A 25,796-nucleotide genomic window follows, 5' to 3' on the forward strand; every position below is an offset into this window, starting at 1 on the left:
TCACCGGATAGAGTGGCAGGGCGATGACCGCTGATTCCTCTCCCGCCGGGCGCCTGGACCGCGCCCTGGCCAGCCTGCGCGGCGTCTCCGTGGGGGACGCGCTCGGCTCCCAGTTCTTCGTGCCGGTGAACTATCCGCTGCTCAAGCGTCGCGAACTGCCCCCGGCACCCTGGCAGTGGACGGACGACACGGAGATGGCGTGCTCCGTCGTCTCCGTCCTGGCCACGCACCACCGGATCAACCAGGACGCCCTCGCACGGTCCTTCGCCACGCATCACGACTTCGACCGGGGCTACGGGCCCGCGGTCAACCGACTGCTGCGGCTGGTCCGCGAGGGTGGCGACTGGCGGGAACTCGCCGCCGCGCTCTTCAACGGGCAGGGGTCGTGGGGCAACGGCGCCGCGATGCGGATCGCGCCGTTGGGCGCCTGGTACGCGGACGACCCGGAACAGGCCACCCATCAGGCCGAGATCTCCGCCTACCCCACGCACCAGCACCGTGAGGCCGTGGTCGGTGCCATGGCCGTCGCGGCGGCGGCCGCGCTGGTCGCCGCGCCCGGCGGGCCGCCCGGCTCGGAAGCCCTCCTCGACGGGGTGATCGCGCTGGTGCCCGCAAGGAGCGCGGTCGGCGCCGGGCTGCGCCGGGCCCGGGACATGCTCGACTACGCGGACGCGGCCACTGTCGCGGCCGTGCTCGGCTGCGGACGGCGTACGACGGCGCATGACACCGTGCCCTTCGCGCTCTGGTCGGCGGCCCGGTCCCTGGGTGACTACGAGCGGGCGTTCTGGACGACCGCCCAGGTGGGCGGGGACGTCGACACGACCTGTGCGATCGTGGGCGGCGTGGTCGCCGCCGAGGAGGCGGGGGCACCGCCCGCCGAGTGGGCCGACCGGGTCGAGTCCCTGCCGGACTGGATGCGGACCGCGGTCTGAGGACGAGGGCTGAACGCTGCCCCGTCCGGGGCGGGGTTCAGAACTCTCCGTGCGCGCCGGGAACTCTCCGTGACCGGTCGTCCGTTGTCGAGACATCCGCTGCGTGAGGCATGGGGCCTGACACGTGTGGATGAGTCCGTCGTGCGGGAACGGGGGAGGAGCCGTGGTGCTGATCGTGAAGGCGTTGCTCGGGGTTCTGCTCGCCCTGATGGGGGCGGGCCGGCCAGGCCCTCGCCCGCCGGGTCCGAAGACATCGGCCGGCGAGCCGCCGGGCCGGACCCGTGATGTTCCCTTCTCGGCCCATGCCCGGTCCGGCCGAGCCGGACAGCGCCTTCAGGCCGCTCTTGCGGACCCGGATGACGAACCACGCGGTGACCAGGGGGAGTACGGGCATCGCGGCAGCCGGGACGAAGGCGGTGGAGATGCCCTCGGTGAGCACCTCGTGGCCCCAGGGGTCGGGCAGTTGCTGCGTCTGGGCGAACTCCGTCTGCTGCGCCGTCCCTTCCGCGAGGAGGCCCGGGATCCGCATCTCCGCCTCGTCCCTGCCGGCCGTGCCGAACACCGTCGTCAGGAGGGCCGGTCCGGAGACCGCGGTGAGCGTCACGAAGTTCAGTCCCGTGCCGAAGCCGAAGATCGGCATGGGGCCGAGGATGCCGCCGCCATACGAGCTGTCGGAGCTGATCGGCGTCTGCCGGGCCGAGCCCGACCGCGGCGAAGATGCCGAGCGGCAGCAGGCCACCGAAGGGCAGGGTGCAGGCGCTGATCACCCAGGCGAGGCCGGTGGTGCCGAACTCGAGAGCGTTCTGGATGTGCGGCCCGCCGGAACGGCCTGACGATGGAGGACGTCCAAGGAGGATCCGGTCGCGGACGCGCTGCGGGCCGGACTGCCGCAGTTCGGCGAGGCGCCGGACCTGGGCGGCGTGCGCGAGGATCTGTCGGACCTGTGCCTGAGGTGCGCGACGCGGTGTTCTCCCAGCCGGGATGCGCTCTGCGATCGGTGATTCACGAATGTGACACGATCCGGGGCGAGCGCTTCCATGCCGTCGTCTTCGAAGGGGTCGTGGGGCCCACCGTCAAGATGCTGCGCGCCGTGATCGAGCGTGGAACAGGGCGGAGAGAGGTGCGTGCCGACGCGGTGAACGGATATGTCCTCGACGTCGTCCAGGTGAGGACGGTGTATCGCTCGAAGGTGTGCGGAAGCGAATGGCCGGACGTCGATCCGGAGGAGATGATCGACCGGTTGATGGTCCCGCTGCCGCGGTCGGCCGGCTCCTGACCGCGGTTTCCCCGAGCCGTCGGCGCCGCTCGGGGGCCGGGGTGTCGCGGGCCGCCGCGGGCGGCGTACGCTAGGGGCGCCATGCCGTACGAACCACCTACTCACACCGTCGAGCGCTCTCTGCGCGCCACGACCGGGGCGAAGATCGTTGCAGGTGTCGACGAGGTGGGGCGCGGCGCGTGGGCCGGTCCTGTCACCGTCTGCGCGGCGGTCACCGGACTGCGCCGGCCCCCGGGGGGCCTCACCGACTCCAAGCTCCTCACCGTCAGGCGGCGCACCGAGCTCGCCGAGACGCTGCGGAGCTGGGTGACCTCGTACGCCCTGGGACACGCCTCCCCCGAGGAGATCGACGCCCTGGGGATGACGGCCGCGCTGCGGCTGGCGGCGGTGCGTGCGCTGGAGGGGCTGCCGGTCCGGCCGGACGCGGTGATCCTCGACGGCAAGCACGACTATCTCGGCACGCCCTGGAAGGTCCGTACGGTCATCAAGGGCGACCAGTCGTGCGTGGCCGTCGCGGCGGCCTCGGTGATCGCCAAGGTTCAGCGCGACAAAATGATGGCCGAACTGGGCATCGACCATGCAGACTTCGGTTTTGCGGACAACGCCGGGTATCCGTCGCCCGTGCACAAGGCCGCACTGGAGGTCCGGGGGCCCACCCCGTACCACCGGTTGTCGTGGGCGTATCTTGATGCGCTGCCCCAGTGGCGGCACCTCAAGAAGGTCCGCAGCGTGACGGAAGGGCGCGTTCCGGAAATCGAGGGTCAGCTCGGCTTCGACTTCTGACGAACCGCTCGCACTCATGTGCCACCCGGCGGCGCGAGCCGTACCAACGTTTGATAAAAATCAACCCATGCCTCTCATTCCCGAGGAGCCTCAGATTCACGAGAGTGCCCAGGGTCCCCGCACCGCGCCGACCCCCCGCCCCGTACCCGGTCCCCGCCCCGCGGCTCCGTCGCGTCCCGGTCGTCCCGGCCCGCCGAGGCCCGCGCCGCCGGTGCAGCGCGCGTCGCGCGACGCGGCCAAGCCCGTTCCCCCGGGCCCGCCCGCGCCCGCGGCGGCCACCCCGCAGCTCCAGTTGATCCCGGCCTCGGCCCAGGGGGCGCTCGACGCCGCCGAAGAGGCCGTGGACCTGCTGCTGGACTCGGGCCGCGCCCCCGGCGACGTGCTGGTGATCACCACCGGTGACCCGCACCCGTGGGCCACCCACGAACTGTCCTTCGGCGAAGCCTCCTACTGGGCCCAGCACGACGCCGGTGACGACGTCTTCTACACGGACGCCAAGGCCGCCGAGCGCGCCGGTGCGCGCCCCGTCGTCGTGGTCGCCGTCAACGGAGGCCCGGAATCCGCGGCCGCCTCCGCCCTGTCGGTGGCGCACGCCCGGGCCGGCACCCTGCTGATCGTCTGCGGCGACCCGCAGCGCATCAACTCGGTGCTGGGCGCGGGCGTCTGAGCCGTCACCAAGGCGTCCGGCCCGGACACCGAGGGGGACACGGACGCCGCGGTCGCGGCGTCCGCACGACTCGGGGACTCGGCGTGCCCGGGACCGGAGGGGCGACGCTCTCGCGTCTTCGCCGCCTCGGCACCGGGCCGGGTCCGGTCTCGTGCGGGCGCACCGTGCCGTGGTGCGGACCGCCCCGCACCACCACGTGAGGCCCCCGGATGTCCGGGCGGCGTCCCGTGATGTCAGCGTGCCGCCGCGCGGCGCAGAACCTCCGACGCGGCGCCACCGGTGCGCGGTATCCGGGGCGGTGCCGCGGACGTGGCGAACGGTTCCGGCGCCGAGCCGGCGCTGGGGTGGCGGCCGCCACGCCCCTCACCGAGGACCTGCCACCCGTCACGGGTCAGCGTGATGTACGCACCGCAGCGCAGCCCGTGCAGGGTGCAGGCGTCCCGCAGCCCCCACATCCACGCACCGTCCTCCTCCGTCCAGCGCGCGTCGCCGTCACGGCAGTAGAGCAGCACGGCGGTGCGCACCGGGGTGCGGCGGCGCAGGTCGTGCGGGATCACCCGGCGCAACTGGGACAGCAGCACATTGCGGAGCAGCCAGCCGTCCGCGGAGGCGGTACGCCGGGTGAACGACGCGCTCGCCCGCACCCGTTCGTCCGGATCTAGCACGGCGACGACCGCGGTCGCCGGACCGGGATGGTGCCGGGCGTGCAGTCCGCTGACGACCTCCCGCGGACTGCCCAGCAGCGGGATTCCCGCGGCGGCCCACTCCGCGGGCTCGAGCACACGATTGGCGGAAGCGGCGGACGTCGACAGCGATGCCGCCGAGGACGGAGCGAATCCGAAGGTCACGGTTCTCCCTTCGGCTACGCCCGGACTGCGGGCGGGGTCGGATTCGGGGGAGCGCGCACGCAACAGAGCCCTACCTGATCGGCGGGCGAGCCGTGCGGGTGCGTCCTTCAATTCTTCCTGTCGAACTTGGATGCGGCAACGAGCAATTGACGCAGCGGCCCGGTATCGGATGTTCCACGGCTAATATCCCCACCCGCCGGGTGGTCCGAACCATCAGCCCTGTACGGCCAGCACCAGCGGCAGCACACCCTGTGCACCGGCCCGCCGGAGCAGGCGTGCCGCGACCGCGAGGGTCCAGCCCGTCTCCGTGTAGTCGTCCACGAGGAGAACCGGGCCCGGCGCCCCGTCCAGCGCGGCGGCGAGCCCGGCCGGCACGGTCAGTGCCCCGTCGAGGGCCTTGAGGCGCTGGGCGCTGTTGCTCCGGGAGGCGGAGTGCGCCTCGCCCGTGTACTCCACCGATCCCAGCAGCGGCAGCCGCCCGATCTCCGCGATGCGCGCCCCGAGCGAGTGGATCAGCCGGGGCCGGCTGCGGGAGGCGAGGGTGACCACCCCCACCGGCCGCGGCTGGGGGTCCGCCGCTCCCGCAGCCCAGCCGCCGGGGCCCTTGGCCCAGTCGGCCAGCACACCCACCACGGCCCGGGCGACATCGTCCGGCACCGGTCCGTCCGGTGCCTGCGGCGCGAACATCGGACGCAGCCGGTTGCCCCAGCCGATGTCCGACAGACGCCCCAACGCCATGCCCCGAGCGGCCTGTTCCCCCGCCGGGATGCGCCCCTTGAGGTCCATGCCGATCGCCGGAAGCCCGGTGGGCCACATCCGCCGGGGCTCCACCTCGACGCCCGCCCGGCCGAGATCCACACGGGCCGCCTCGAGGGCGGTCGAGGATGCCTCGGGGGTGTACCGCGGGCCCGCGCAGTTGTCGCAGCGTCCGCAGGGCTTGGCGCCCTCGTCGTCCAACTGGTGCTGCAGGAACTCCATCCGGCAGTCCGTGCTCGCCGCGTACTCGCGCATCGCCTGCTGTTCGGCCTTGCGCTGGCGCGCCACCCACGCGTACCGCTCGGCGTCGTACGTCCACGGCCGCCCGGTCGCGATCCAGCCGCCCTTGACCCGCTTCACCGCCCCGTCCACGTCGAGCACCTTGAGCATGGTCTCCAGCCGGGAGCGGCGCAGCTCCACCAGCGGCTCGAGGGCCGGCAGCGACACGGGCCGGTCGGAGCGCGCGAGGACGTCGAGCGTACGGCGCACCAGGTCCTCCGAGGGGAAGGCGAGCGACGCGAAGTACTCCCAGATCGCCTCGTCCTCCTTCCCCGGCAGCAGCAGCACCTCGGCGTGCCGCACACCGCGCCCGGCGCGGCCGACCTGCTGGTAGTAGGAGATGGGGGAGGACGGCGAGCCGAGATGCACCACGAAGCCCAGATCGGGCTTGTCGAATCCCATGCCGAGCGCGGAGGTGGCGACCAGGGCCTTCACCTTGTTGGCGAGCAGATCCTCCTCGGCCTGCTGCCGGTCGGCGTTCTCCGTCCTGCCGGTGTACGGGGCGACGGTGTGCCCGCGCTGCCGCAGGAAGGCGGTGACCTCCTCGGCGGCGGCCACGGTGAGCGTGTAGACGATCCCCGAGCCCGGGAGCTCGTCCAGGTGGTCGGCGAGCCAGGCCATCCGGTGCGCGGCGTCCGGCAGGCGCAGCACGCTCAGGCTCAGGCTCTCCCGGTCCAGCGGGCCCCGCAGCACCAGCGCGTCCGACGAGCCCCCCGTACCCAGCTGTTCCGCGACATCGGCGGTGACACGGGCGTTGGCGGTGGCGGTGGTGGCGAGGACGGGCACGCCGTCCGGGAGGTCGGCGAGCATGGTGCGCAGTCGGCGGTAGTCCGGGCGGAAGTCGTGTCCCCAGTCGGAGATGCAGTGCGCCTCGTCGACCACCAGGAGCCCGGTCGCGGCGGAGAGCCTGGGCAGCACCTGGTCGCGGAAGTCCGGGTTGTTCAGCCGCTCCGGACTCACCAGCAGCACGTCGACGTCGCCCGCGGCGATCTCCGTCTGGACGGACTCCCACTCCTCGCTGTTGGAGGAGTTGATGGTCCGGGCGCGGATTCCGGCTCTGGCCGCGGCCTCCACCTGGTTGCGCATGAGCGCCAGCAACGGGGAGACGATCACGGTGGGGCCGCTGCCCCGTGCCCGCAGCAGCGAGGTGGCCACGAAGTAGACCGCGGACTTGCCCCAGCCCGTGCGCTGCACGACCAGGGCCCGGCGCTTGTCGGCGACCAGCGCCTCGATCGCCCGCCACTGGTCCTCGCGCAGCCGGGCCCCGCCCGAGGCGTCCCCGACGAGGCGGGCGAGAACCGCGTCGGCGGCCGTGCGGAGATCCGCGTTGCTCGTGTGCTCCATGGGTCCATACAACAGGACGCCACTGACATGCGGGCGGGAGCATGGGAGCTGCCCCGTGGTCCTGAGGGAGGTGACATGTTCCTGGCCGGAGTTATCCACAGGGAAAACCGGAAGGCCGTAATCCGCGAGATCGTCTTCGCATGACGAAACACGGCGAAACCACTGGATCCCCCGAAAACGGTGACATCCCCGGGCGTGACACCGGTCCCCGGACGCCCGGCGGCGACGAAGACCGCGCACCGGGTCCGCAGGACATCACCTGCACCGCGTACGACAGCCATGGCGACGGACAGCAGGTCACGCTGCGCTCCCCGGCCGAACTCGCCGACGCCCTGCCCTACCTGCTCGGCTACCGCCCCGAGGACAGCATCGTGCTGGTCGCCCTGCACGACAAGGACGGACGGGGCCGGTTCGGCGGCCGCGCCCGGCTCGGCATCCCCGCCAACCCCGACGACTGGCCCGCCGCCGCCCGGCAGCTGGCCCACGGCCTGGTGACGGGCAGCGAGCGCCGGGGCGCCCGGCCCGAGCAGATGGTCGTCTTCCTCTGCCACGAACCGGGCCGGGGCGAATCCGGCCGGCAGGTCAAGGAGCGGCTGGGTCCGCTCGCCCACACCCTGCGCCTGGAGTGCGGCGCCCTGGACATCCCGGTGGTGGAGGCCCTGTGCGTCTCGGACGGCCGCTTCTGGTCGTACTGCTGCGACGACGAGGGCTGCTGCCCGTCCGAGGGGACGCCGATGGGCCTGCCCGGCACCTCGGTGCTGGCCGCCGCCGCCACCTACGCCGGGCTCCAGATCCGCGGCACCCTGCGCGAACTGCGCGCCAGGCTCCAGCCGTGGGAGCACTCCGCCGCCCGGGAACAGGAGGCCGCCCTGGACGCCGCCGGCCTGGCGCTGATCCCCAGGATCCTCGACGCGGAGGGCCGGCACCAGGTCGCCGGGGAGACACTGGGGCTGGCCGAGCGGCTCCTGGGCCGTCTCGCCGACGCCCCGCCCGTGCCCGGCATGTTCCCGGCGGACCTGCGGGACGACGAACTGCTCGGGAACGACGAGGCCGCGGCGCTGATCCTCGGCCTGCAGGACCGCACGACCCGCGACCGCGCGGCCGAGTGGATGGAGGGCGACGAGGCGGGCCCGGCCCTCCGCCTGTGGCGCGCCCTGGCCCGCCGCTGCGTCGGAGCGTACGGCGAGCACGCCGCGGCACCCCTCACCCTCGCCGGGTGGGTCGCCTGGTCCACCGGTGACGAACTGGAGGCCCGGGAGGCACTCGCCATGGCCCTGGGAGCCGACCCCGACTACCTCTTCGCCCGGCTTCTGCACCAGGCGTGCAACGAGGGACTGGACCCGGAGTCGATCCGCCGCTGCCTGCGGTCCGGTCGCGGGGACCGGGGGCGGGCGACGCCGGACGAGCCGACGGCCGCGGCCGCGGAGCCGCCGGTTGCCGAACCAGCGGTTCCGGGCCCCGAAGAGGCTCCCCTGCCGCGCCGGCGCCGCACCCGTGCGCCCGGCACCGGCGGCGTTCTCCCTCGCCGGGCCCGCACGGAGGGCGGCCGACCGGGACGACGGGTTCCGCATTCGCGTACGTCAGCGGCGAGCGCCCGCCCCGGGGCGGGCGGCACGGACGAGAGCGGAACACGTCCCGGCGGCGCGCGCCCCGGCGCGGGGCGTCGCCGCGGTACCTCACAGCCGGGCGCGCAGACCGGTCACCGGGGCGGCGACCGGGAGGAGTGAGTGAGCTGCGGCTTTGCGCTCGTCGAGTAGGAACAGGCCTCGAGGAGGCGTGGTGGGTGGCGGGGGTGCTGTCCGTGCTGCGCCATCGGGCCGGAATCCGTCCTCCCGGGACTCGCTCCGGAGAGCCGACGGCTGTCCGGAGCGGGCGGGGAGGCCGCCCGGCCCGGCGTCGGCGGGGTGCTTCCCCGAGCCTCGGCTCCGCTCAGGCGGGGATCCTCACCGCCCTGGGGGTGCCTCCCAGAGCGTTCAGGCACTGGGGAGGCACGACTTGTCCGCGGTGTGGGTGGGTGTGGGCGTGACCCGGAGACGGGCGGTTCCGTTCACCTGAGTGGCGGAACGCCTGGACGGGGCGTGACGTCGTGTTCCACTTCCACCGGCCCGACCGAATTCCACCGGCCTGACCGAAGCCTGTCGGCGGCGGGCCCGCCCGAGCCACACCGAGCACGGAGAAAGCCTTCCCATGCACCAGCCGGCTCCGCCCGCCCCCTTCGCCGACCGTGCCGGAGCCCTGGCCGGCACGCGGACGCCACTGCCACGACAGCGGGATCACCACCCCGCCCGTCGGCGGCCCGCCGAACTGCCGCCCGCGCACACCACCATGATCTGCGTCGCCCTGCCCGGCCTCGCCATCTCGACGGAACAGGGGCAGCAGACCGGCAGCGGGCTGGAGGGGTTCTACCGCGCGGGACGGCGTCTCCTCTCCCGGTGCCAGGTCCGCGTGGCCGGGCGGGAGCCGCTCGCGGTCCAGGCGCGGATGGTGGCCGCCGACCTGGCCCGTTTCGTGGGGACGCTGCGGGTGTCCCCGCGAGGCGGCGGCCCGGACCCGGACGTGCTCGTGGAGCGGACACGCTGCGCGGACGGCACGGAACGGATCACGCTGCGCAGCGCGGCCCCGCGTCCGTTGCGCCTGCCCGTCGAGGTGGCCCTCGGCACGGATCTCGCCGACCTCGGGGCGATCGCCGCCGGCCGCGCGGGGCCCGAACTGCCGGCCGATGTCCACGCCTGTGGCCTGCGCTGGTCCCGTGCCGGCGCACGCGCGTCGGTCACGGCCGAACCGCCGCCCGCCGAGGCGCTGGCCTCCGCCGGACTGCTGCGCTGGGAGTTCGACCTGCCCCCGGGCGGCAGCGCGAGCATCGAGTTGCGCGTACGGCAGGACGGAGCGGCGCCTCTTCGTTCCGCGGGCCGTACGGCCACGAGCCCTCTCGCTCCGGCGCGTGCCACGGGGGACGACCCGCGGGTCCCCGCCCTGCTGCGGACGAGCGTCGACGACCTCCGGGCCCTTCTGCTGCGTGACCCGGAGCACCCCGCCGACCTCCACCTCGCGGCCGGCGCCCCCTGGCGCTGCGGGCTCGCCCCGGCCGAGGCCCTCGCCGCCGCCCGGATGGTCCTGCCGCTCGGCACCGGGCTCGCCGCGGGCACCCTGCGCATCCTCGCCCGCACCCAGCTCCCCGGGCCGGGGCCGAAGGCCGGCATGATCCCCGGCCCGCGCCGCGACGCCGGGCCCCATCTGCCTCCCGGCTGCACGGGAACGGAGGCCACACTGCTCTTCCCCGTGCTCCTGGCCGAGGCCCGCCGCTGGGGGCTCCCCGAACGCGAGACCGAGGAGCTGCTTCCGGCCGCCGAACGCTGTCTGACCTGGCTGCGGAACACGGTGGGCGACGGCGCCTACCTGCCCGACCCGCAACCCGGCGGACCCGTCCGCTGCGAGACACAGGCCCAGGCCCACCGGGCGGCCCTGCTCGGCGCCGACCTGCTCGACGCGTACGGCAGACCGGGCGGCGCCGGACTGCGGCAGTGGGCGCGGACCCTGCGCGGGGCCTTCCACGACGACTTCTGGATCGACGGCCCGCGCGGAGACCGGCCGGCGGCGGCCCGCGCCCCGGACGGCCGCCCCGTCCCGCACCTGGGCGCACCGGTCGCGCACCTCCTCGACACCGGACTGCTGGGCGGGGGCGAACTCGCGCCCGGCCTCCTCGACAAGGGGCGGACCGAGCGGCTGGCGCGGCTGCTGGGCGGCCCCGACCTGGACTCGGGCTGGGGCCTGCGCGGCATGGGTGTGAAGGAGGCGGGTTACAACCCGTTCGGACACCGCTCCGGCGCCGTGCGGGTCCGCGAGACGGCGCTCGCCGTCGCGGGGCTCGCGGCCGCCGGCTACGAGAGGGAGGCGGCGGCCCTGCTGCGGGGCGTGCTCGGGGCGGCGGAGGCGTTCGGCCACCGGCTGCCCGAGATGTACGCGGGGGAGCAGCGGACCGAGGGGAGCGCCCCGCTCCCGCACCCGGCGGCCTGCCGCCCGGCGGCCACGGCGGCGGCCGCCGGAGTCCTGCTGCTGACCACGCTCGCGGGGATCCGCCCCGACGCCCCGGCCCGGACGGTCGCGCTGCGACCGGTGCGCGGCGCCCCGCTGGGTGAGACGGTCCTGACGGGACTGCGCGTGGCGGGCGCCCCCTTCGCCGTACGGATCAGCCGGCTCGGTCTCGCCATGGTCGAGGAAGCGGCCGCCGGACTCCAGTTGGGGGCCTGACCCGGTGGGGCACGTCCTCGCCGGGCGGCAGGGAGGGCGGAACGGCGGACCTGCCGGAACGAAGTGGACCGGTTGGTGTCACGGTCGGCGAAGGGAGTGTTTATCGTCAGGCAGACGACTATGATCATCGCATGCCCTACGACCCGTCAGCCTTTCCTCCCTTCGCCGTCACCGTGGACCTGGTCGTGCTGACCGTGCGCCGCCATGCCCTGTGCGCGCTGGCGGTACGCCGGGGCGAGGCGCCGTTCCAGGGGCGCTGGGCGCTCCCCGGCGGCTTCGTGCGGGACGACGAGGACCTGGCACAGGCGGCGGCCCGGGAACTGGCCGAGGAGACGGGGCTGAGGGTGCACGACCCCGCCGCCCCCGCCCAGGACAACGGCGCTCACCTGGAACAGCTCGCCACGTACGGCGATCCCGGGCGCGACCCCCGGATGCGGGTCGTCAGCGTCGCCCACCTCGCCCTCGCCCCCGACCTGCCCGCACCCCGGGCGGGCGGTGACGCCAGCAACGCACGCTGGGCGCCCGTGGAGGAACTGCTGCAGCAGGGCGGTCACGGCCGGGACGGCGAGCCGGTGGCGCCACTCGCCTTCGACCACGCCCGGATCCTGTCGGACGGGGTGGAACGCGCCCGCTCCAAGATCGAGTACTCGTCGCTGGCGACGGCCTTCTGCCCGCCCGAGTTCACCGTCGGCGAGCTGCGCCGGGTCTACGAGGCGGTCTGGGGCGTGGCGCTCGACCCGCGCAACTTCCACCGCAAGGTGACGGGCACGCCGGGTTTCCTGGTCCCCACCGGTGGCACGACCACCCGGCAGGGCGGTCGCCCCGCCCAGCTCTTCCGGGCCGGCGGTGCCACCCTGCTCAATCCCCCGATGCTGCGCCCCGAGGTCTGACGCGGTACGACCGGAGGCGGCCAACGGGCCCGGCGGGGCAGCGCCCTTCCCCTTTGCCGACCGGCCGTGAGATGCCCGGAAAATCCGATATGGCGCGCTATCTTGCATCGGGTGATCCAGGCCACCGGACTGACCAGCAGCCCCCGCAAAGAGCTTCCGCCCGCCGTCGACGACGTCTCCTTCGAGGCGCACGCGGGCCGCGTCACCGCGTTGCTCGGAGCACCGGGCGCCGGCAAGACGACGGCGCTCCGGCTCATGCTCGAACTCCAACGCGGCCGTGGCATCACCTACTTCAGGGGGCGCCCGCTGCACCGCATCCCCCATCCCGCCCACGAAGTCGGCGTGCTGCTCGGCGATGTGCCGGGCCACCCCGCCCGCACCGTCCGCGGGCACCTGCGCATGCTGTGCGCCGCCGCGGGCGTCCCGGTCCGCCGGGCCGACGAAGTCCTCGAGGCGGCGGGGATCGTGGGCCTGCGCGACGAACGCCTGGGCACCCTGTCGCGCGGCATGGACCGCCGCCTGGGACTGGCCTGCGCACTGCTGCCGGACCCGCACACACTCGTGCTCGACGAGCCCGCGCGCGGTCTCTCCGCCGCCGAGAACCGCTGGCTGTACGGCACACTCCGGGCGTACGCGGCCCAGGGCGGCACGGTGCTGTGCACGACGGCCGACCCGAAGGAGGCCGCGCGGATCGCGGACCACGTGGTCACCCTGGAACGGGGAAGGCTCGTCGCCGACCAGGAGGTGGCGGACTTCTCGCGGACCCGGCTGCGCCCCCGCGTCGCCGTCCGCAGCCCGCACGCCGCCCGTCTCTCCGCCCTGCTCGCGCAGGAGGCCCGAGCCACCCGGCGGTCCGTGGAGGCCGTGCACGAGGGCGGCAACCGCCTCTGCGTCTACGGCAGTACCTGCGCGGACGTCGGCGAGGTCGCGTTCCGGCACGGCATCGTCGTACACCAACTTGCGGACGAGATCGGGGACATGGGGCCCGGCGCCGGGATGGGCGAACCGGCGCCGGGTGAGCAGGAGGTCCCGGCCGGCACCGCCGTCCGGGACGCCGGGGACCCCGTCCCCGCGGACGACACGGCACACGATCCGGACCACCGCCCCGGCGCCCCGGACGGCGAAGGCTCCCCCGCGTCCGTGTCCCCGCCCCGGCGGGAGCCGGAGGAAGCCGTCGCCGAGGACGCCCGCCCGGCCCCCAGGGCCCGCTCGCGCCGGGCCGCCCGCACCCGCGACGCCGCTGCCGGGCTTCCCCCCTCCGTCTCCGTCCGCCCTGCCCCCAGGCCCCTTCGCCCGCTGCGCTACGAGATCCGCCGCGCCACGGGTGTCGGCACGGGGTTCCTCGTCGGGGCGGCCGTGCTCGTCGTGTCCGCGCTCACCGCCGTACTGCTGGCGCGGGCCGGGCACACCCCGCAGCCGCGCCTGCTGGCCGCGTGGCCGAGGGAGCTGCCGCTGCCGCCCGCGGCGCTCGGCGCGGGACTGCTCGGCGCGCTGGCCTTCGGCGACGAGTTCCGCCACCCCGCGCTGGCGGCGGACCGCGGCACCGTGCCCCGGCGGCTGGGGCTGCTGACCGCCAAACTCCTCGTGGCCTCGGCCACCGCGCTGGTGCTGGCCGTCCTGACCGTCGGGTGTGACGCCGAGCTGCTCTACCTCGTCTACGGACGGGAGGCCGTCGAGGTTCCCGCCGACTGGCTGCCGCTGAGTGCGGGTTGGCTCGGCCTGGTGGCCGGGTGCGCCTGCGCCGGCGTGCTGGCCGCGGGCGTGTTCCGGTCCACCACCGCCGGTCTCGCCGTCGTCGTCGCCGTCCCCCTTCTCGTCGTGCCGCTCGTGCACAAGGCGACGGAGGGGCCGGCGGCGCGCACCCCGGTCCCGCTCGCGTCGCGGCTACGGGACGGTGTGCCGCTCCGGTGGCCCTTCGGGGGCGAACGCCATCTGGACGCGGTCCTGCGCCTGGTCGCCCAACCCGTCGGCGGCGCGCTGACGTTGTCGCTGGCGGCGCTGCTGTGCGCGTACGTGCTCACCGGTCTGCGGAGCAGAGTCCGATAACGACCACCCACGAACGCATCGGCCCGTCTCTGCCCACAACTCCCCACGGAAAGCCCATTTCTTTCCGATAAGGCGTCAATTGCGACGGGGTGAGCGATCACCCTTTCGTGTGCTTTTCACCAAAGACCTCAAGGGAGTTGGTAGCGGAGCCGACAAAGGATGCGTGAGTACCCTTGCGCACACCATGATGACCGCCGCCCGCTCCGCAGACTCCGGCCTCGCGAGCCCGGGCGGACTCGACCGCTACCCCTACGCCGAGACGCCCGCCGTCGACCGCGTCGGGGCCCCTGCCTGGGACGGCGCGGACCCGGAGCTGGGCCGTGTGGGCCGACGGGCCGCGGGCAGCCGCGGTCGCGGGCTGCACGGCCAACTCGTCCAGCAGTTGGGTCAGATGATCGTTTCCGGGGACCTGGGCGCCGACCGCCCGCTGGTGCCGGAGGAGATCGGCCAGCGCTTCGAGGTCTCCCGCACCGTCGTCCGCGAGTCGCTCCGCGTCCTGGAGGCCAAGGGCCTGGTCAGCGCCCGGCCGAACGTCGGCACGCGCGTGCGCCCGGTCAGCGACTGGAACCTCCTCGACCCGGACATCATCGAGTGGCGGGCCTTCGGGCCGCAGCGCGACGACCAGCGCCGTGAGCTCAGCGAGCTGCGCTGGACGATCGAGCCGCTCGCCGCCTGCCTGGCGGCCGGCCACGGACGGGAGGACGTCCAGCAGCGGCTGACCGACATGGTCGAGATCATGGGCCACGCCATGGGACAGGGCGACGCCCTGACCTTCGCCCGCGCCGACGCGGAGTTCCACTCCCTGCTCATCCAGATCGCCGGCAACCGGATGCTGGAGCACCTCTCCGGGATCGTGTCCGCCGCGCTGCAGGTCTCGGGCGGCCCGGCCACGGGCTGTGAGCGGCCGAACGAGACGTCCCTGGCGCAGCACGGCCGGATCGTCGACGCCCTCGCCGGCGGCGACGGCGCGGCGGCCGAGGCGGCCATGCGGCAACTGCTCACGGTCCACCCAGAGGTGGAACGCGTGGTGCCCGCCCCGCGCGAGCACTGACCGCGTTCCGCGGACGGCGCGGTCCGGCATGCCATCCCCCTCCTGTGGCAGTGCCCCACCGATGAGCCGTCCCCCGTCGGACCCCGCGGGATCGTCGACGATCCCGCGGGGTCCGATGCCCAGAACGGCGTGGCAGACTCGGAGAGGTGACCTCCTCGCCCCTGAGTGAACGCTTTCGTAGTTGTTTGACCGATTCTGTGCGCTTACGGGGTGTGACTCGGGCCACGCGGATTGGGCGTAACGCTCCTGGGAAGAACGCGATGACCTAAGAGGTGACAGCCGCGGAGGGAATACGGACGCCGTTCATGGCGCTGTGCATCTTCCCTGGCCCCCGCCCGCGCCGTCGGCCCATCCCCAAGCCGGCGGTCGGCTCCTGTCCACTGTGGACGGGGCCGGAAGCCGTTTTCCAACGTTCCGAGAGGTTGTTCGTGTCGGCCAGCACATCCCGTACGCTCCCGCCGGAGATCGTCGAGTCCGTCTCTGTCATGGCGCTCATTGAGCGGGGAAAGGCTGAGGGGCAGATCGCCGGCGATGACGTGCGTCGGGCCTTCGAAGCTGACCAGATTCCGGCCACTCAGTGGAAGAACGTACTGCGCAGCCTCAACCAGATCCTCGAGGAAGAGGGTGTGACGCTGATGGTCAGTGCCGCAGAGCCCAAGCGCACCCGCAAGAGCGTCGCAGCGAAGAGTCCCGCCAAGCGCACCGCCACCAAGACGGTCGCCGCCAAGACGGTGACCACCCGGAAGGCCACCGCCACCGCGACTCCGGCGGCGCCCGCCGCCGACCCCGCCGCCGAGGAGGAGGCACCCGCCAAGAAGGCGGCTGCCAAGAAGACGACCGCGAAGAAGGCGGCCGTCAAGAAGACCACGGCCAAGAAGACGGCCGCCAAGAAGACCACGGCCAAGAAGGACGACGCCGAGCTGGGCGACGAGGAGGTCCTCGAGGACACCAAGGCCGCGGAGGAGCCCGAGGGCACCGAGAACGCCGGCTTCGTGCTCTCCGACGAGGACGAGGACGACGCGCCCGCCCAGCAGGTCGCCGCCGCCGGTGCCACCGCCGACCCGGTCAAGGACTACCTCAAGCAGATCGGCAAGGTCCCCCTGCTCAACGCCGAGCAGGAGGTCGAGCTCGCCAAGCGCATCGAGGCGGGCCTGTTCGCCGAGGACAAGCTGGCCAACTCCGACAAGCTGGCGCCCAAGCTCAAGCGCGAGCTGGAGATCATCGCCGAGGACGGCCGCCGCGCCAAGAACCACCTGCTGGAGGCCAACCTCCGTCTGGTGGTCTCCCTGGCCAAGCGCTACACCGGCCGCGGCATGCTCTTCCTGGACCTCATCCAGGAGGGCAACCTCGGTCTGATCCGCGCGGTGGAGAAGTTCGACTACACCAAGGGTTACAAGTTCTCCACGTACGCCACCTGGTGGATCCGCCAGGCGATCACCCGCGCGATGGCCGACCAGGCGCGCACCATCCGTATCCCGGTGCACATGGTCGAGGTCATCAACAAGCTCGCGCGCGTCCAGCGCCAGATGCTCCAGGACCTGGGCCGCGAGCCCACCCCGGAGGAGCTGGCCAAGGAACTCGACATGACCCCCGAGAAGGTCATCGAGGTCCAGAAGTACGGCCGCGAGCCCATCTCCCTGCACACCCCGCTGGGCGAGGACGGCGACAGCGAGTTCGGTGACCTCATCGAGGACTCCGAGGCGGTCGTCCCGGCCGACGCGGTCAGCTTCACGCTGCTGCAGGAGCAGCTCCACTCCGTCCTGGACACCCTGTCCGAGCGCGAGGCGGGCGTCGTCTCCATGCGCTTCGGTCTCACCGACGGTCAGCCGAAGACCCTCGACGAGATCGGCAAGGTGTACGGCGTCACGCGCGAGCGCATCCGCCAGATCGAGTCCAAGACCATGTCGAAGCTGCGCCACCCGTCGCGCTCCCAGGTGCTGCGCGACTACCTCGACTAGGTCCGCCCGCCACGGCGCACCCTCGTGCGCCGGTTCGCGTCAGGCCCGGTTTCCCGTCCCGGGAAGCCGGGCCTTCGCGTTGTCGCGCGGGTGCGGGCTCGGACGGGGTCCATCACTGTGGGTGTCTCAGGACCACCCCAGTGTGAGGAGCGTGCATGCGACGTCGTCTTGCCCGGGCCCTGGCCCGGCCGCTGGCCCTCGCGGCCGCCGCGACCGTCATACCGCTGGCCTCGGCCGTTCCGGCGGCCGCCGACAGCATCGTCGTCGGCGGCTTCCCCGTCGATGTCTCGGAGGGGCCGTGGACAGTGGCGCTGTCCAGCCGCGACCGGTTCGGAGGTACGCGAGCGGGACAGTTCTGCGGGGGTGTGGCGGTCGGCCGGACCACCGTGCTCACCGCGGCTCACTGCATGGACGAGGAGGTGCTGGGGGCGCCCCCGGGGCGCCTGGGCGACCTCAGGGTGATCACGGGGCGTACGGAACTGCTCTCGGACCGCGGTCGGGAGATCGCCGTGCGCGGCACCTGGGTGAACCCGGACTACGACGGCGTCACCAACTCCGGCGACTACGCCGTGCTCAGACTGGCCGAGCCGCTGCCCTCGAGCTCGGTGATAACCATGGCCGGGGCCGGTGATCCCGCGTACCGGGCGGGTACCGAGGCCACCGTCTACGGGTGGGGGGACACCACGGGGTCAGGGGCCTATGCCGGCAGTCTGCACGCGGCACGCGTGCGGGTGCAGCCCGACGCGCTGTGCGAGAAGGCGTATCCGGGCGGTTCCGAGGGCACCTACCGCGCCGAGACGATGCTGTGCGCGGGAGAGGTGCAAGGGGGCCGGGACGCCTGTCAGGGGGACAGCGGAGGGCCGCTGGTGGCCCAGGGACGGCTGATAGGCCTCGTCTCCTGGGGGACGGGGTGCGGCTGGGCGGGCAATCCCGGGGTGTACACGCGCGTCTCCGACATCCTGCGGGCCCTTGGGTGGCCGCAGGGCTGAGAGGAGCCGCCGGAAGGGCGCAGGGGCCGCTGAGCGGCTCCTGGCGGGTGCGGGCACGAGACGGGCGGCCGCCTCCGGAGTGGAGCCGGCCGCCCGCTCACCGGCCTGTGCCGGGCTGCTCGTCGTCGGACGCGAAGTGTCGGCGCTCTCTGTCAGCGCTCTTCGTCGGGAGCGGTCGCCGGAGGGGCGGTCAGCCGCTCCGTCTCGTCCTGTATCTCAGCGGCGATCTTCTTGAGTTCCGGCTCGAACTTGCGGCCGTGGTGGGCGCAGAAGAGCAGTTCTCCGCCGCTCAGCAGGACGACGCGCAGGTATGCCTGGGCGCCGCAGCGGTCGCAGCGATCGGCGGCCGTCAGCGGGCTCGCGGGGGTCAGAACAGTAGTCACGTCGCCTCTTCTCTAGCTCGACGAGCTGTCGTACCAGGGTCAACATCCAACCAGCCCCAAAACGTTCCCGCTCGTGGCTTCTCCTCGAAAAAATTTTCCGAGGTGGGTGGCTGTTGCCGGTTGGCGGCGAATGTGCCGTAGTGCGTGTCTGATGTGTCGTACGGATTCGCGTTCGTATCGGTGGTCGGCCCTCCCGGCTGGCTTGCCGGTTGTTCATGAGGACGTGCCCGGAGCCTAAATGGTTCATGCCTGGAAGGGAACGTGATGTGTGCTTCACTCCATCGAGGGATCGAACACACATGCGACCCTGGACTAGGGTGGGCTGAAGCGAGGGTGGCGTTACAACGGCTCTACCAGGCCTCGGTACCCTCTCACCGGTGACTGAAGCCGCGCCCTTACCCAAGAGGGCCGCATCTGAAATTCAGCGAGGAGCGAACCGCGTGACCGCCGAGACGTCCGTGCCGTCCACAGCGCTGCTGGCAGGAGCAGACCGGGACGGTTCCAACTACACCGCGCGGCACCTGCTCGTCCTCGAGGGGCTCGAGGCCGTGCGGAAGCGCCCCGGTATGTACATCGGATCGACCGACAGCCGCGGTCTGATGCACTGCCTCTGGGAGATCATCGACAACTCCGTCGACGAGGCCCTCGGAGGCTACTGCGACCACATCGAGGTCGTCCTCCACGACGACGGCTCGGTGGAGGTCCGCGACAACGGCCGCGGCATCCCGGTCGACGTCGAACCCAAGACCGGCCTCTCCGGCGTCGAGGTCGTCATGACCAAGCTGCACGCCGGCGGCAAGTTCGGCGGCGGCTCGTACGCCGCCTCCGGCGGTCTGCACGGCGTCGGCGCCTCCGTCGTCAACGCGCTCTCCGCGCGGCTGGACGTCGAGGTGGACCGTGGCGGGCACACCCATGCGATCAGCTTCCGGCGCGGTGTCCCCGGAGCCTTCGCCGCCGTGGGCCCGGACGCGAAGTTCGAGGCCGGGAGCGGACTGCGCAAGGCCAAGAAGATCCCCAAGACCCGCAGCGGCACGCGCGTGCGCTACTGGGCCGACCGCCAGATCTTCCTCAAGGACGCCAAGCTCGCCCTGGACACGCTGCACCAGCGCGCCCGCCAGACCGCGTTCCTGGTGCCGGGGCTGACCATCGTCGTCCGCGACGAGTTCGGGCTCGGCGAGGGCGGCAGCAAGGGCGAGGAGTCGTTCCGCTTCGACGGCGGCATCAGCGAGTTCTGCGAGTTCCTGGCCTCCGACCGACCCGTCTGCGACACCCTCCGCTTCACCGGACAGGGAACCTTCAAGGAGACCGTCCCGGTCCTCGACGAGCACGGCCAGATGACGCCCACCGAGGTCACCCGCGAGCTCGGCGTCGACGTCGCGATGCGCTGGGGCACCGGCTACGACACCACGCTCAAGTCGTTCGTCAACATCATCGCCACCCCCAAGGGCGGCACCCATGTCGCCGGCTTCGAGCAGGCCGTCGCCAAGACGATGAACGAGGTGCTGCGCGCCAAGAAGATGCTGCGCGTGGCCGAGGACGACATCGTCAAGGACGACGCCCTCGAGGGCCTCACCGCGGTGGTCACGGTCCGCCTGGCCGAGCCGCAGTTCGAGGGCCAGACCAAGGAGGTCCTCGGCACCTCGGCGGCCCGCCGCATCGTGAACAACGTGATCTCCAAGGAACTCAAGGCGTTCCTGACCTCCACCAAGCGTGACGACGCCCAGCAGGCCCGCGTCGTCATGGAGAAGGCCGTCGCCGCGGCCCGGACCCGCATCGCGGCCCGTCAGCACAAGGACGCGCAGCGCCGCAAGACGGCCCTGGAGTCCTCCTCGCTGCCCGCCAAGCTCGCCGACTGCCGCAGCGACGACGTCGACCGCAGCGAGCTGTTCATCGTCGAGGGCGACTCCGCGCTCGGCACGGCCAAGCTCGCCCGGAACTCCGAGTTCCAGGCGCTCCTGCCGATCCGCGGCAAGATCCTCAACGTCCAGAAGTCGTCCGTGACGGACATGCTGAAGAACGCCGAGTGCGGCGCGATCATCCAGGTCATAGGGGCGGGATCGGGGCGCACCTTCGACATCGACACGGCCCGCTACGGCAAGATCATCATGATGACCGACGCCGATGTCGACGGCTCCCACATCCGCACCCTGCTGCTGACCCTGTTCCACCGCTACATGCGGCCCATGGTCGAGTCCGGCCGGGTGTTCGCCGCGGTGCCGCCGCTGCACCGCATCGAGCTGATCCAGCCCAAGAAGGGCCAGGAGAAGTACGTCTACACGTACTCGGACCGGGAACTGCGCGACAAGCTCATGGAGTTCCAGAGCAAGAACATCCGCTACAAGGACTCGATCCAGCGCTACAAGGGCCTCGGCGAGATGGACGCCGACCAGCTGGCCGAGACCACCATGGACCCGCGTCACCGCACCCTGCGCCGGATCAACCTCACCGACCTGGAGGCCGCCGAGCAGGTCTTCGACCTCCTCATGGGCAACGACGTCGCCCCGCGCAAGGAGTTCATCTCCAGCTCCGCGGCGACCCTGGACCGCTCGCGCATCGACGCGTAGGGCCCGTCCGGCGGATCGGGCCGGAGGAAACCGGCGGCGCCTCGCGGCCCGGGTGAGCGTGGGGAGTCGGCAACCGACGGCAACGCCCCTGGGGGCACCCCCCGTGCCCTTTCGGGCCGTGAGGGAGGGTGTGCCGGGCCCCGCGTCTCCGGCACGATCCGCCGGACAGGCCCCGGCGGGCACGCGGGACGCGCGCACGGACCAGTCACCTGATGGGGTGAAGCAGAACGGGAAGAAGAGTCGGGGATCTTCCCGTTCTGTCCATCCTTGGGCATGCAGCGAAGCAACTCGGGGGACGTGAGGTACGACGATCCCTGGTACGACGCCCTGGCCTCGGGCTGGGGCGAGTCGGCCGGCCCGGCGGAGGCGGCGGTGCCGGCCCGCCGCGCGGACGGGGCCGACGTCTACCTCGAAGTACAGCGCAGCGCGGCCTTCCAGGAGGTGCGCAGCCGGTACCGGCGGTTCGTGGTCCCGGCGGTCGCCGCCTTCCTCACCTGGTACGTGGCGTACGTCGTGACCGCCACGACCGCACCGGGACTGATGGCACGGCCCGTAGCGGGCGCCGTGAACCTGGGCATGGTCGCCGGGCTCGGCCAGTTCCTGACCACCTTCCTGCTCACCTGGGCCTACGTCCGCCACGCGCGGCTGCGCCGGGACCGGGCGGCGCTGGAACTGCGCTGGGACGCCCAGGAGCTGGCGCGCGGGAGAGGCGGCGCGGCATGACGGGCGAGCACCGGCTTCCGGCACTGCTGCTGTTCGGCGCGTTCGTCGCGGTGACCCTGGCCATCACGACCTGGGTGAGCCGCCACCGGCAGGGCTCGGCGGAGGAGTTCTACGCGGGCGGCCGGCTCTTCTCCCCCATGGAAAATGGTTTTGCCATCGCGGGCGACTACATGTCGGCCGCGTCCTTCCTCGGCATCTCCGGGCTCATCGCGCTCGTCGGCTACGACGGGATGCTCTACTCGGTGGGTTTCCTGGTGGCCTGGCTGGTGGTCCTGTTCCTGGTCGCGGAACTGGTGCGCAACTGCGGGCGGTTCACGCTCGCCGACGTGGTCGCCGCACGCATGCGGGAGCGGCCGGTGCGCATCGCGGCGGGAACTTCCTCGGTCACCGTGTCCGTTCTGTATCTGGTGGCGCAGATGGTGGGCGCGGGCAGCCTGGTCGCGCTGCTGCTCGGCGGCCCGGGCGAGGCGGCCCGGACCTGGACCGTCGTAGGCGTCGGCGTGCTCATGGTCATCTACGTGTCGTTGGGAGGGATGCGGGCCACCACCTGGATCCAGATCGTCAAGGCGGTCCTGCTGCTCGGCGGCACCGTCGCGCTGACCGTCCTCGTCCTGCTGCGGTTCCACGGCGACTTCAACCGGCTGCTCCTCACCGCCGCCGAACGCAGCGGTCACGGCGAGGCGTTCCTGGCACCCGGGCTCGCCTACGGCGGGGACTGGACCGCGCGGTTCGACTTCATCAGCCTGGGCCTCGCGCTGGTGCTCGGCACGGCCGGGCTGCCGCACATCCTGTCCCGCTTCTACACCGTCCCCACCGCGCGGGCGGCACGGCGGTCGGTCGTCTGGGCGATCGGGCTCATCGGCGGTTTCTACCTGATGACGATCGTGCTCGGCTTCGGCGCCGCCGCTCTCGTCGGACCGGACACCGTGCGCGCCTCGAACGCGTCCGGGAACACGGCGGTGCCCCTGCTCGCCCTCGACCTGGGCGGCGGCGCCGGCTCCACCGGCGGAACGATCCTGTTCGCGATCGTCGCCGCGGTCGCCTTCGCCACGATCCTCGCCGTGGTCGCCGGGATCACGCTCGCCTCCTCGGCGTCCGTCGCGCACGACCTGTACGCCTCCCTGCGCCGCCGGCGCGGGAAGCCGCGCAGCGAGGTGGCCGTCGCCCGCGTCGCCTCGGTCGGCATCGGCCTGGTCGCGATCGGCCTCGGTCTGCTGGCCCGCGACCTCAACGTCGCGTTCCTGGTGGGCCTCGCCTTCGCCGTGGCCGCGTCCGCGAACCTGCCCGTGCTGCTCTACTCGCTGTTCTGGCGCGGCTTCACCACACGCGGTGCCGTGTGGGCCGTGTACGGAGGGCTGATCCCGGCCGTGGTGCTGGTGCTGCTGTCCCCCGTGGTGTCGGGCAGTCCCGCGTCGCTCTTCCCGGGCGCCGACTTCCAGCTCTTCCCGCTGCAGAACCCCGGCCTGGTCTCCATCCCGCTGGGCTTCCTCGCGGGCTGGCTCGGCACGTTCACCTCGCCCGAGGTGCCCGACGAGGCCAAGCACGCGGAGACCGAGGTGCGCTCACTGACCGGCGCGGGGGCCGCGTAGGGCGCCCGGCGGAGACGGACGGCGCCCGCCGTCCGCGGGAGTACCCTCCCCGCCCCATGGGGGCCTCGTTCAGGCGCGGGTCGCCCACTCATAACGGTGTTCCGGGCGGCCCGCGTCACCGTATTTCAGGGTCAGCACGGCCCGCCCCGTACGCTCCAGGAGCTTCAGATAGCGCTGGGCGGTCTGGCGGCTCACCCCCGTGCGTTCGGCGATCTCCTGGGCCGACAGCGGGCCGCCCGCGTTCATCAGGGACTGCCGTACGAGTTCCGCGGTGGTGGGGGAGTGCCCCTTCGGCAACTGCGGCTCGGAGGAGGCCGACAGCGCGCCGAAGATGCGGTCCACCTCCGCCTGTTCCGCCTCACCCCCGCCGTCGAGGGTGCGGCGCAGCTCCGCGTACGCCTCCAGCTTGGCGCGCAGCCCGGCGAAGGCGAACGGCTTGACCAGGTACTGCAGGGCGCCCTGGCGCATCGCCGCCTGCACCGTGGACACGTCACGGGCCGCCGTCACCATGATCACGTCGGTCTGGTGCCCGCGCCGGCGCATCTCCTGCACCACCTCGAGCCCCGTCTCGTCGGGCAGATAGTGGTCCAGGAGCACGAGATCCAGCCGGGGCAGCGACTCCAGCCGGCCGAGCGCCTCGGCCGCGCTGTGCGCCTGACCGGCGACATGGAAGCCGGGCACCTTCTCGACGTACGCGGCGTTGACCCGCGCGACCCGCACGTCGTCGTCCACGACCAGGACCTCGATCATTCCGACTCCTCCTCGACGGTCCCCGGGACGGGCGCCCCGGTGAGCGCGGGTTCCGCGCCCGGCTCGGCCAGGGCCTCGGGCAGCACGACGGTGAACTCCGCGCCCCCGCCGGGCGCCTCGCCCACGTCCGCGCTGCCCCCCTGCCGCTCGGCGAGCCGGCGCACCAGCGGCAGCCCGATGCCCCGCTCGCGGTGGGCCGGCGGTTCCTTGGTGGACCAGCCCTCGGTGAAGATCAACTCACGGTGCTCCGGCGGAATTCCGGGCCCGGTGTCGCGCACCACGAGCACCGCCGTACGGCCCTCGGCGCGCAGTTCGACCTCCACGCGCGCGTGCGGAGTGCCGGCGACGGCGTCCAGGGCGTTGTCCACCAGATTTCCGACGACGGTGACGAGCCCCTGGGGGTCGATCAGCCGGTCCGGCAGCCGGGTCCCGTCCGACACCCACAGCGCCACCCCGCGCTCGGCCGCGACCGTCGCCTTGCCCACCAGCAGCGCCGCGAGCAGCGGATCCCGGATCTTCTCGGTGACCTGCTCCGACGTGGCCCGGTGATCACCGACGACCTCGCCGACGAACTCCACCGCGTCGTCGTACATCTCCAGCTCCAGCAGCCCCAGCAGGGTGTGCATGCGGTTGGCGTGCTCGTGGTCCTGGGCGCGCAGCGCGTCGATCAGTCCCCGCGTGGAGTCCAGTTCCCGGCCGAGCCGGTCCAGCTCCGTGCGGTCGCGCAGGGTGGCCACGGCGCCGCCGTCGTCCGTCGGCATCCGGTTGGCGACCAGCACCCGCCGGCCGCGGACGGTGAGCAGATCGGTACCGGTCACCCGCCCGGCCAGCACATCGGCGGTGCGTCCCGCGCCGAGCGCCAGGTCGGGGGAGTGGCCGACGGCCTCCTCACCGATCCCCAGCAGGCGCTGCGCCTCGTCGTTCAGCAGGCGGACGCGGCCGGTGCGGTCCAGGGCGACGACGCCCTCCCGGATGCCGTGCAGCATCGCCTCACGCTCCGCGAGCAGCGCCGCGATGTCCGAGAAGGCCAGGTCGCGGGTCTGCCGCTGCACCCGCCGGGAGATCAGCCAGGCCGCGAGCGCGCCCACGGCCAGGGCGCCGCCGGCGTACGCGAACAGCCCGGGGATGGCGTGGATCAGCCGGGCCCGGACGCTGTCGTAGGCGATACCGACGGAGACCGCCCCGACGATCTCCCCGTCCTCGTCCCGCAGCGGGACCTTGCCCCGCGCGGAGCGCCCCAGCGTGCCGTCGTCGATCTCCATGACGTCATGTCCGGCCAGCGCCTCACCGGGGTCGGTCGACACCAGCCCGCCGATCCGCTCCGGATCGGTGTGCGACCAGCGCACGCCCCGCACATCCAGCACCACGATGTACTCGGCACCGGTGGCCTTCCGGATCCGTTCCGCCTCCCGCTGCACCGGCCCGTCCGGGGACGGCGCCGTGCCTCGCAGGTCCCGCGCCAGCTGCGGCTGCTGGGCGGTGGTCTGCGCGATCGCGAGCGCGCGGCGCATCGCCTGGTCGTCCAGCTGGTCGCCGAGCGGCGCGAGGAACAGCCCGGTGGCCAGCACCGCGACTCCCGCGGCGATCGCCAGCTGCATCAGCAGGACCTGCGAGAACACCCGCCGCGGCAGGCCGAGGCGCAGGCGGCGTGCGGGGGGAGTGGAGCTCATACCCATGACGGTACGTGGACGGGCGCGGGGTGCCGCGGGGGTGTGGCGGG

19 protein-coding genes and 2 pseudogenes are annotated in these 25,796 nt (G+C 73.0%); 15 read left to right on the top strand and 6 right to left on the bottom strand.

Features of this window, described 5'->3' with window-relative positions:
- Nucleotides 1-23 precede the first annotated feature (23 nt).
- Nucleotides 24-932, top strand: coding sequence for an ADP-ribosylglycohydrolase family protein (locus ACZ62B_RS17960; protein ID WP_469691051.1), 909 nt, complete (start codon nt 24-26; stop codon nt 930-932).
- Between the two features lie 298 nt (nt 933-1,230).
- Here ACZ62B_RS17960 and ACZ62B_RS17965 read toward each other — a convergent pair.
- Nucleotides 1,231-1,638, bottom strand: a pseudogene (locus ACZ62B_RS17965) (MFS transporter); the annotation flags it as partial.
- Between ACZ62B_RS17965 and ACZ62B_RS17970 the strand changes: the two are divergent.
- From ACZ62B_RS17970 to ACZ62B_RS17985, 4 genes and pseudogenes are all read left to right on the top strand, one after another.
- Nucleotides 1,550-1,765 (top strand): hypothetical protein, encoded by a 216-nt coding sequence (locus tag ACZ62B_RS17970; protein ID WP_468881033.1) that lies wholly within the window; start codon nt 1,550-1,552, stop codon nt 1,763-1,765. The pseudogene ACZ62B_RS17965 and the gene ACZ62B_RS17970 overlap by 89 nt on opposite strands.
- 9 nt (nt 1,766-1,774) lie before the next feature.
- Nucleotides 1,775-2,208, top strand: a pseudogene (locus tag ACZ62B_RS17975) (TetR-like C-terminal domain-containing protein); the annotation flags it as partial.
- An 81-nt stretch (nt 2,209-2,289) separates the two neighbouring features.
- Nucleotides 2,290-2,991 carry a ribonuclease HII gene (locus ACZ62B_RS17980; protein ID WP_468723097.1) on the top strand — a complete coding sequence of 234 codons (702 nt, stop codon included), beginning with the start codon at nt 2,290-2,292 and terminating at the stop codon, nt 2,989-2,991.
- A gap of 67 nt (nt 2,992-3,058) precedes the next feature.
- Complete coding sequence (locus ACZ62B_RS17985) at nt 3,059-3,658, top strand: hypothetical protein (protein ID WP_344567051.1); 600 nt, start codon at nt 3,059-3,061, stop codon at nt 3,656-3,658.
- Between the two features lie 233 nt (nt 3,659-3,891).
- On the opposite strand, the gene ACZ62B_RS17990 is transcribed toward ACZ62B_RS17985, so the two are convergent.
- Together ACZ62B_RS17990 and ACZ62B_RS17995 are read right to left on the bottom strand one after the other, a co-directional pair.
- On the bottom strand, nt 3,892-4,506 hold the full coding sequence (locus ACZ62B_RS17990) for a hypothetical protein (RefSeq protein ID WP_073930654.1): 615 nt from the start codon (nt 4,504-4,506) through the stop codon (nt 3,892-3,894).
- Nucleotides 4,507-4,719: 213 nt separating this feature from the next.
- Complete coding sequence (locus tag ACZ62B_RS17995) at nt 4,720-6,885, bottom strand: RecQ family ATP-dependent DNA helicase (RefSeq protein WP_468886751.1); 2,166 nt, start codon at nt 6,883-6,885, stop codon at nt 4,720-4,722.
- 140 nt (nt 6,886-7,025) lie between these two features.
- Between ACZ62B_RS17995 and ACZ62B_RS18000 the strand changes: the two genes are divergently transcribed.
- The 7 genes from ACZ62B_RS18000 (at nt 7,026) to ACZ62B_RS18030 (ending at nt 18,067) form a co-directional block, all read left to right on the top strand.
- The gene (locus ACZ62B_RS18000) at nt 7,026-8,612 is read left to right on the top strand and encodes a DUF4192 domain-containing protein (protein ID WP_468723100.1); all 1,587 of its coding nucleotides are present in this window, start codon (nt 7,026-7,028) and stop codon (nt 8,610-8,612) included.
- Nucleotides 8,613-9,072: 460 nt separating this feature from the next.
- Nucleotides 9,073-11,133 carry a glycogen debranching N-terminal domain-containing protein gene (locus ACZ62B_RS18005; RefSeq protein WP_468886748.1) on the top strand — a complete coding sequence of 687 codons (2,061 nt, stop codon included), beginning with the start codon at nt 9,073-9,075 and terminating at the stop codon, nt 11,131-11,133.
- Nucleotides 11,134-11,264: 131 nt separating this feature from the next.
- Nucleotides 11,265-12,023 carry an NUDIX hydrolase gene (locus ACZ62B_RS18010; protein ID WP_344567044.1) on the top strand — a complete coding sequence of 253 codons (759 nt, stop codon included), beginning with the start codon at nt 11,265-11,267 and terminating at the stop codon, nt 12,021-12,023.
- A gap of 111 nt (nt 12,024-12,134) precedes the next feature.
- A complete protein-coding gene (locus ACZ62B_RS18015; protein ID WP_469691055.1) occupies nt 12,135-14,069 on the top strand; it encodes an ABC transporter ATP-binding protein in 1,935 nt (644 codons plus the stop codon).
- Nucleotides 14,070-14,232: 163 nt separating this feature from the next.
- Nucleotides 14,233-15,120, top strand: coding sequence for a FadR/GntR family transcriptional regulator (locus tag ACZ62B_RS18020; protein WP_073930659.1), 888 nt, complete (start codon nt 14,233-14,235; stop codon nt 15,118-15,120).
- Nucleotides 15,121-15,548: 428 nt separating this feature from the next.
- A complete protein-coding gene (locus tag ACZ62B_RS18025; RefSeq protein ID WP_344567039.1) occupies nt 15,549-17,078 on the top strand; it encodes an RNA polymerase sigma factor in 1,530 nt (509 codons plus the stop codon).
- Nucleotides 17,079-17,233: 155 nt separating this feature from the next.
- Nucleotides 17,234-18,067 (top strand): S1 family peptidase, encoded by an 834-nt coding sequence (locus tag ACZ62B_RS18030; RefSeq protein WP_344567035.1) that lies wholly within the window; start codon nt 17,234-17,236, stop codon nt 18,065-18,067.
- A gap of 152 nt (nt 18,068-18,219) precedes the next feature.
- Here ACZ62B_RS18030 and ACZ62B_RS18035 read toward each other — a convergent pair whose 3' ends face one another.
- The gene (locus ACZ62B_RS18035) at nt 18,220-18,450 is read right to left on the bottom strand and encodes a DUF7455 domain-containing protein (RefSeq protein WP_159536152.1); all 231 of its coding nucleotides are present in this window, start codon (nt 18,448-18,450) and stop codon (nt 18,220-18,222) included.
- A gap of 440 nt (nt 18,451-18,890) precedes the next feature.
- Here ACZ62B_RS18035 and ACZ62B_RS18040 point away from each other — a divergent pair, with 440 nt between their 5' ends.
- The 3 genes from ACZ62B_RS18040 to ACZ62B_RS18050 all read left to right on the top strand — a co-directional run bounded on the left by ACZ62B_RS18040 (nt 18,891) and on the right by ACZ62B_RS18050 (nt 23,326).
- Entirely contained in the window at nt 18,891-21,014 is a 2,124-nt protein-coding gene (locus ACZ62B_RS18040; RefSeq protein WP_344567030.1) for a DNA gyrase/topoisomerase IV subunit B, read from the top strand.
- A 273-nt stretch (nt 21,015-21,287) separates the two neighbouring features.
- On the top strand, nt 21,288-21,737 hold the full coding sequence (locus ACZ62B_RS18045) for a DUF485 domain-containing protein (protein WP_344567028.1): 450 nt from the start codon (nt 21,288-21,290) through the stop codon (nt 21,735-21,737).
- Nucleotides 21,734-23,326, top strand: coding sequence for a solute symporter family protein (locus ACZ62B_RS18050; protein WP_344567024.1), 1,593 nt, complete (start codon nt 21,734-21,736; stop codon nt 23,324-23,326). Before ACZ62B_RS18045 ends, ACZ62B_RS18050 begins: the two co-directional genes overlap by 4 nt.
- Before the next feature lie 69 nt (nt 23,327-23,395).
- Here ACZ62B_RS18050 and ACZ62B_RS18055 read toward each other — a convergent pair whose 3' ends face one another.
- Together ACZ62B_RS18055 and ACZ62B_RS18060 are read right to left on the bottom strand one after the other, a co-directional pair.
- Nucleotides 23,396-24,076, bottom strand: a complete 681-nt coding sequence (locus ACZ62B_RS18055) for a response regulator (protein WP_344567022.1) — start codon at nt 24,074-24,076, stop codon at nt 23,396-23,398.
- On the bottom strand, nt 24,073-25,746 hold the full coding sequence (locus ACZ62B_RS18060) for an ATP-binding protein (RefSeq protein WP_469691058.1): 1,674 nt from the start codon (nt 25,744-25,746) through the stop codon (nt 24,073-24,075). The genes ACZ62B_RS18055 and ACZ62B_RS18060 overlap by 4 nt, the downstream gene beginning before the upstream one ends.
- Nucleotides 25,747-25,796: the final 50 nt, after the last annotated feature.

Source organism: Streptomyces sp. NPDC053426 (assembly GCF_055585405.1).

Coding starts and splice junctions, on each gene's coding strand:
- ACZ62B_RS17960 (WP_469691051.1), top strand. CDS start 24: ATGACCGCTGATTCCTCTCCCGCCGGGCGCCTGGACCGCGCCCTGGCC.
- ACZ62B_RS17980 (WP_468723097.1), top strand. CDS start 2,290: ATGCCGTACGAACCACCTACTCACACCGTCGAGCGCTCTCTGCGCGCC.
- ACZ62B_RS17985 (WP_344567051.1), top strand. CDS start 3,059: ATGCCTCTCATTCCCGAGGAGCCTCAGATTCACGAGAGTGCCCAGGGT.
- ACZ62B_RS17995 (WP_468886751.1), bottom strand. CDS start 6,885: ATGGAGCACACGAGCAACGCGGATCTCCGCACGGCCGCCGACGCGGTT.
- ACZ62B_RS18000 (WP_468723100.1), top strand. CDS start 7,026: ATGACGAAACACGGCGAAACCACTGGATCCCCCGAAAACGGTGACATC.
- ACZ62B_RS18005 (WP_468886748.1), top strand. CDS start 9,073: ATGCACCAGCCGGCTCCGCCCGCCCCCTTCGCCGACCGTGCCGGAGCC.
- ACZ62B_RS18010 (WP_344567044.1), top strand. CDS start 11,265: ATGCCCTACGACCCGTCAGCCTTTCCTCCCTTCGCCGTCACCGTGGAC.
- ACZ62B_RS18030 (WP_344567035.1), top strand. CDS start 17,234: ATGCGACGTCGTCTTGCCCGGGCCCTGGCCCGGCCGCTGGCCCTCGCG.
- ACZ62B_RS18045 (WP_344567028.1), top strand. CDS start 21,288: ATGCAGCGAAGCAACTCGGGGGACGTGAGGTACGACGATCCCTGGTAC.
- ACZ62B_RS18050 (WP_344567024.1), top strand. CDS start 21,734: ATGACGGGCGAGCACCGGCTTCCGGCACTGCTGCTGTTCGGCGCGTTC.
- ACZ62B_RS18055 (WP_344567022.1), bottom strand. CDS start 24,076: ATGATCGAGGTCCTGGTCGTGGACGACGACGTGCGGGTCGCGCGGGTC.
- ACZ62B_RS18060 (WP_469691058.1), bottom strand. CDS start 25,746: ATGAGCTCCACTCCCCCCGCACGCCGCCTGCGCCTCGGCCTGCCGCGG.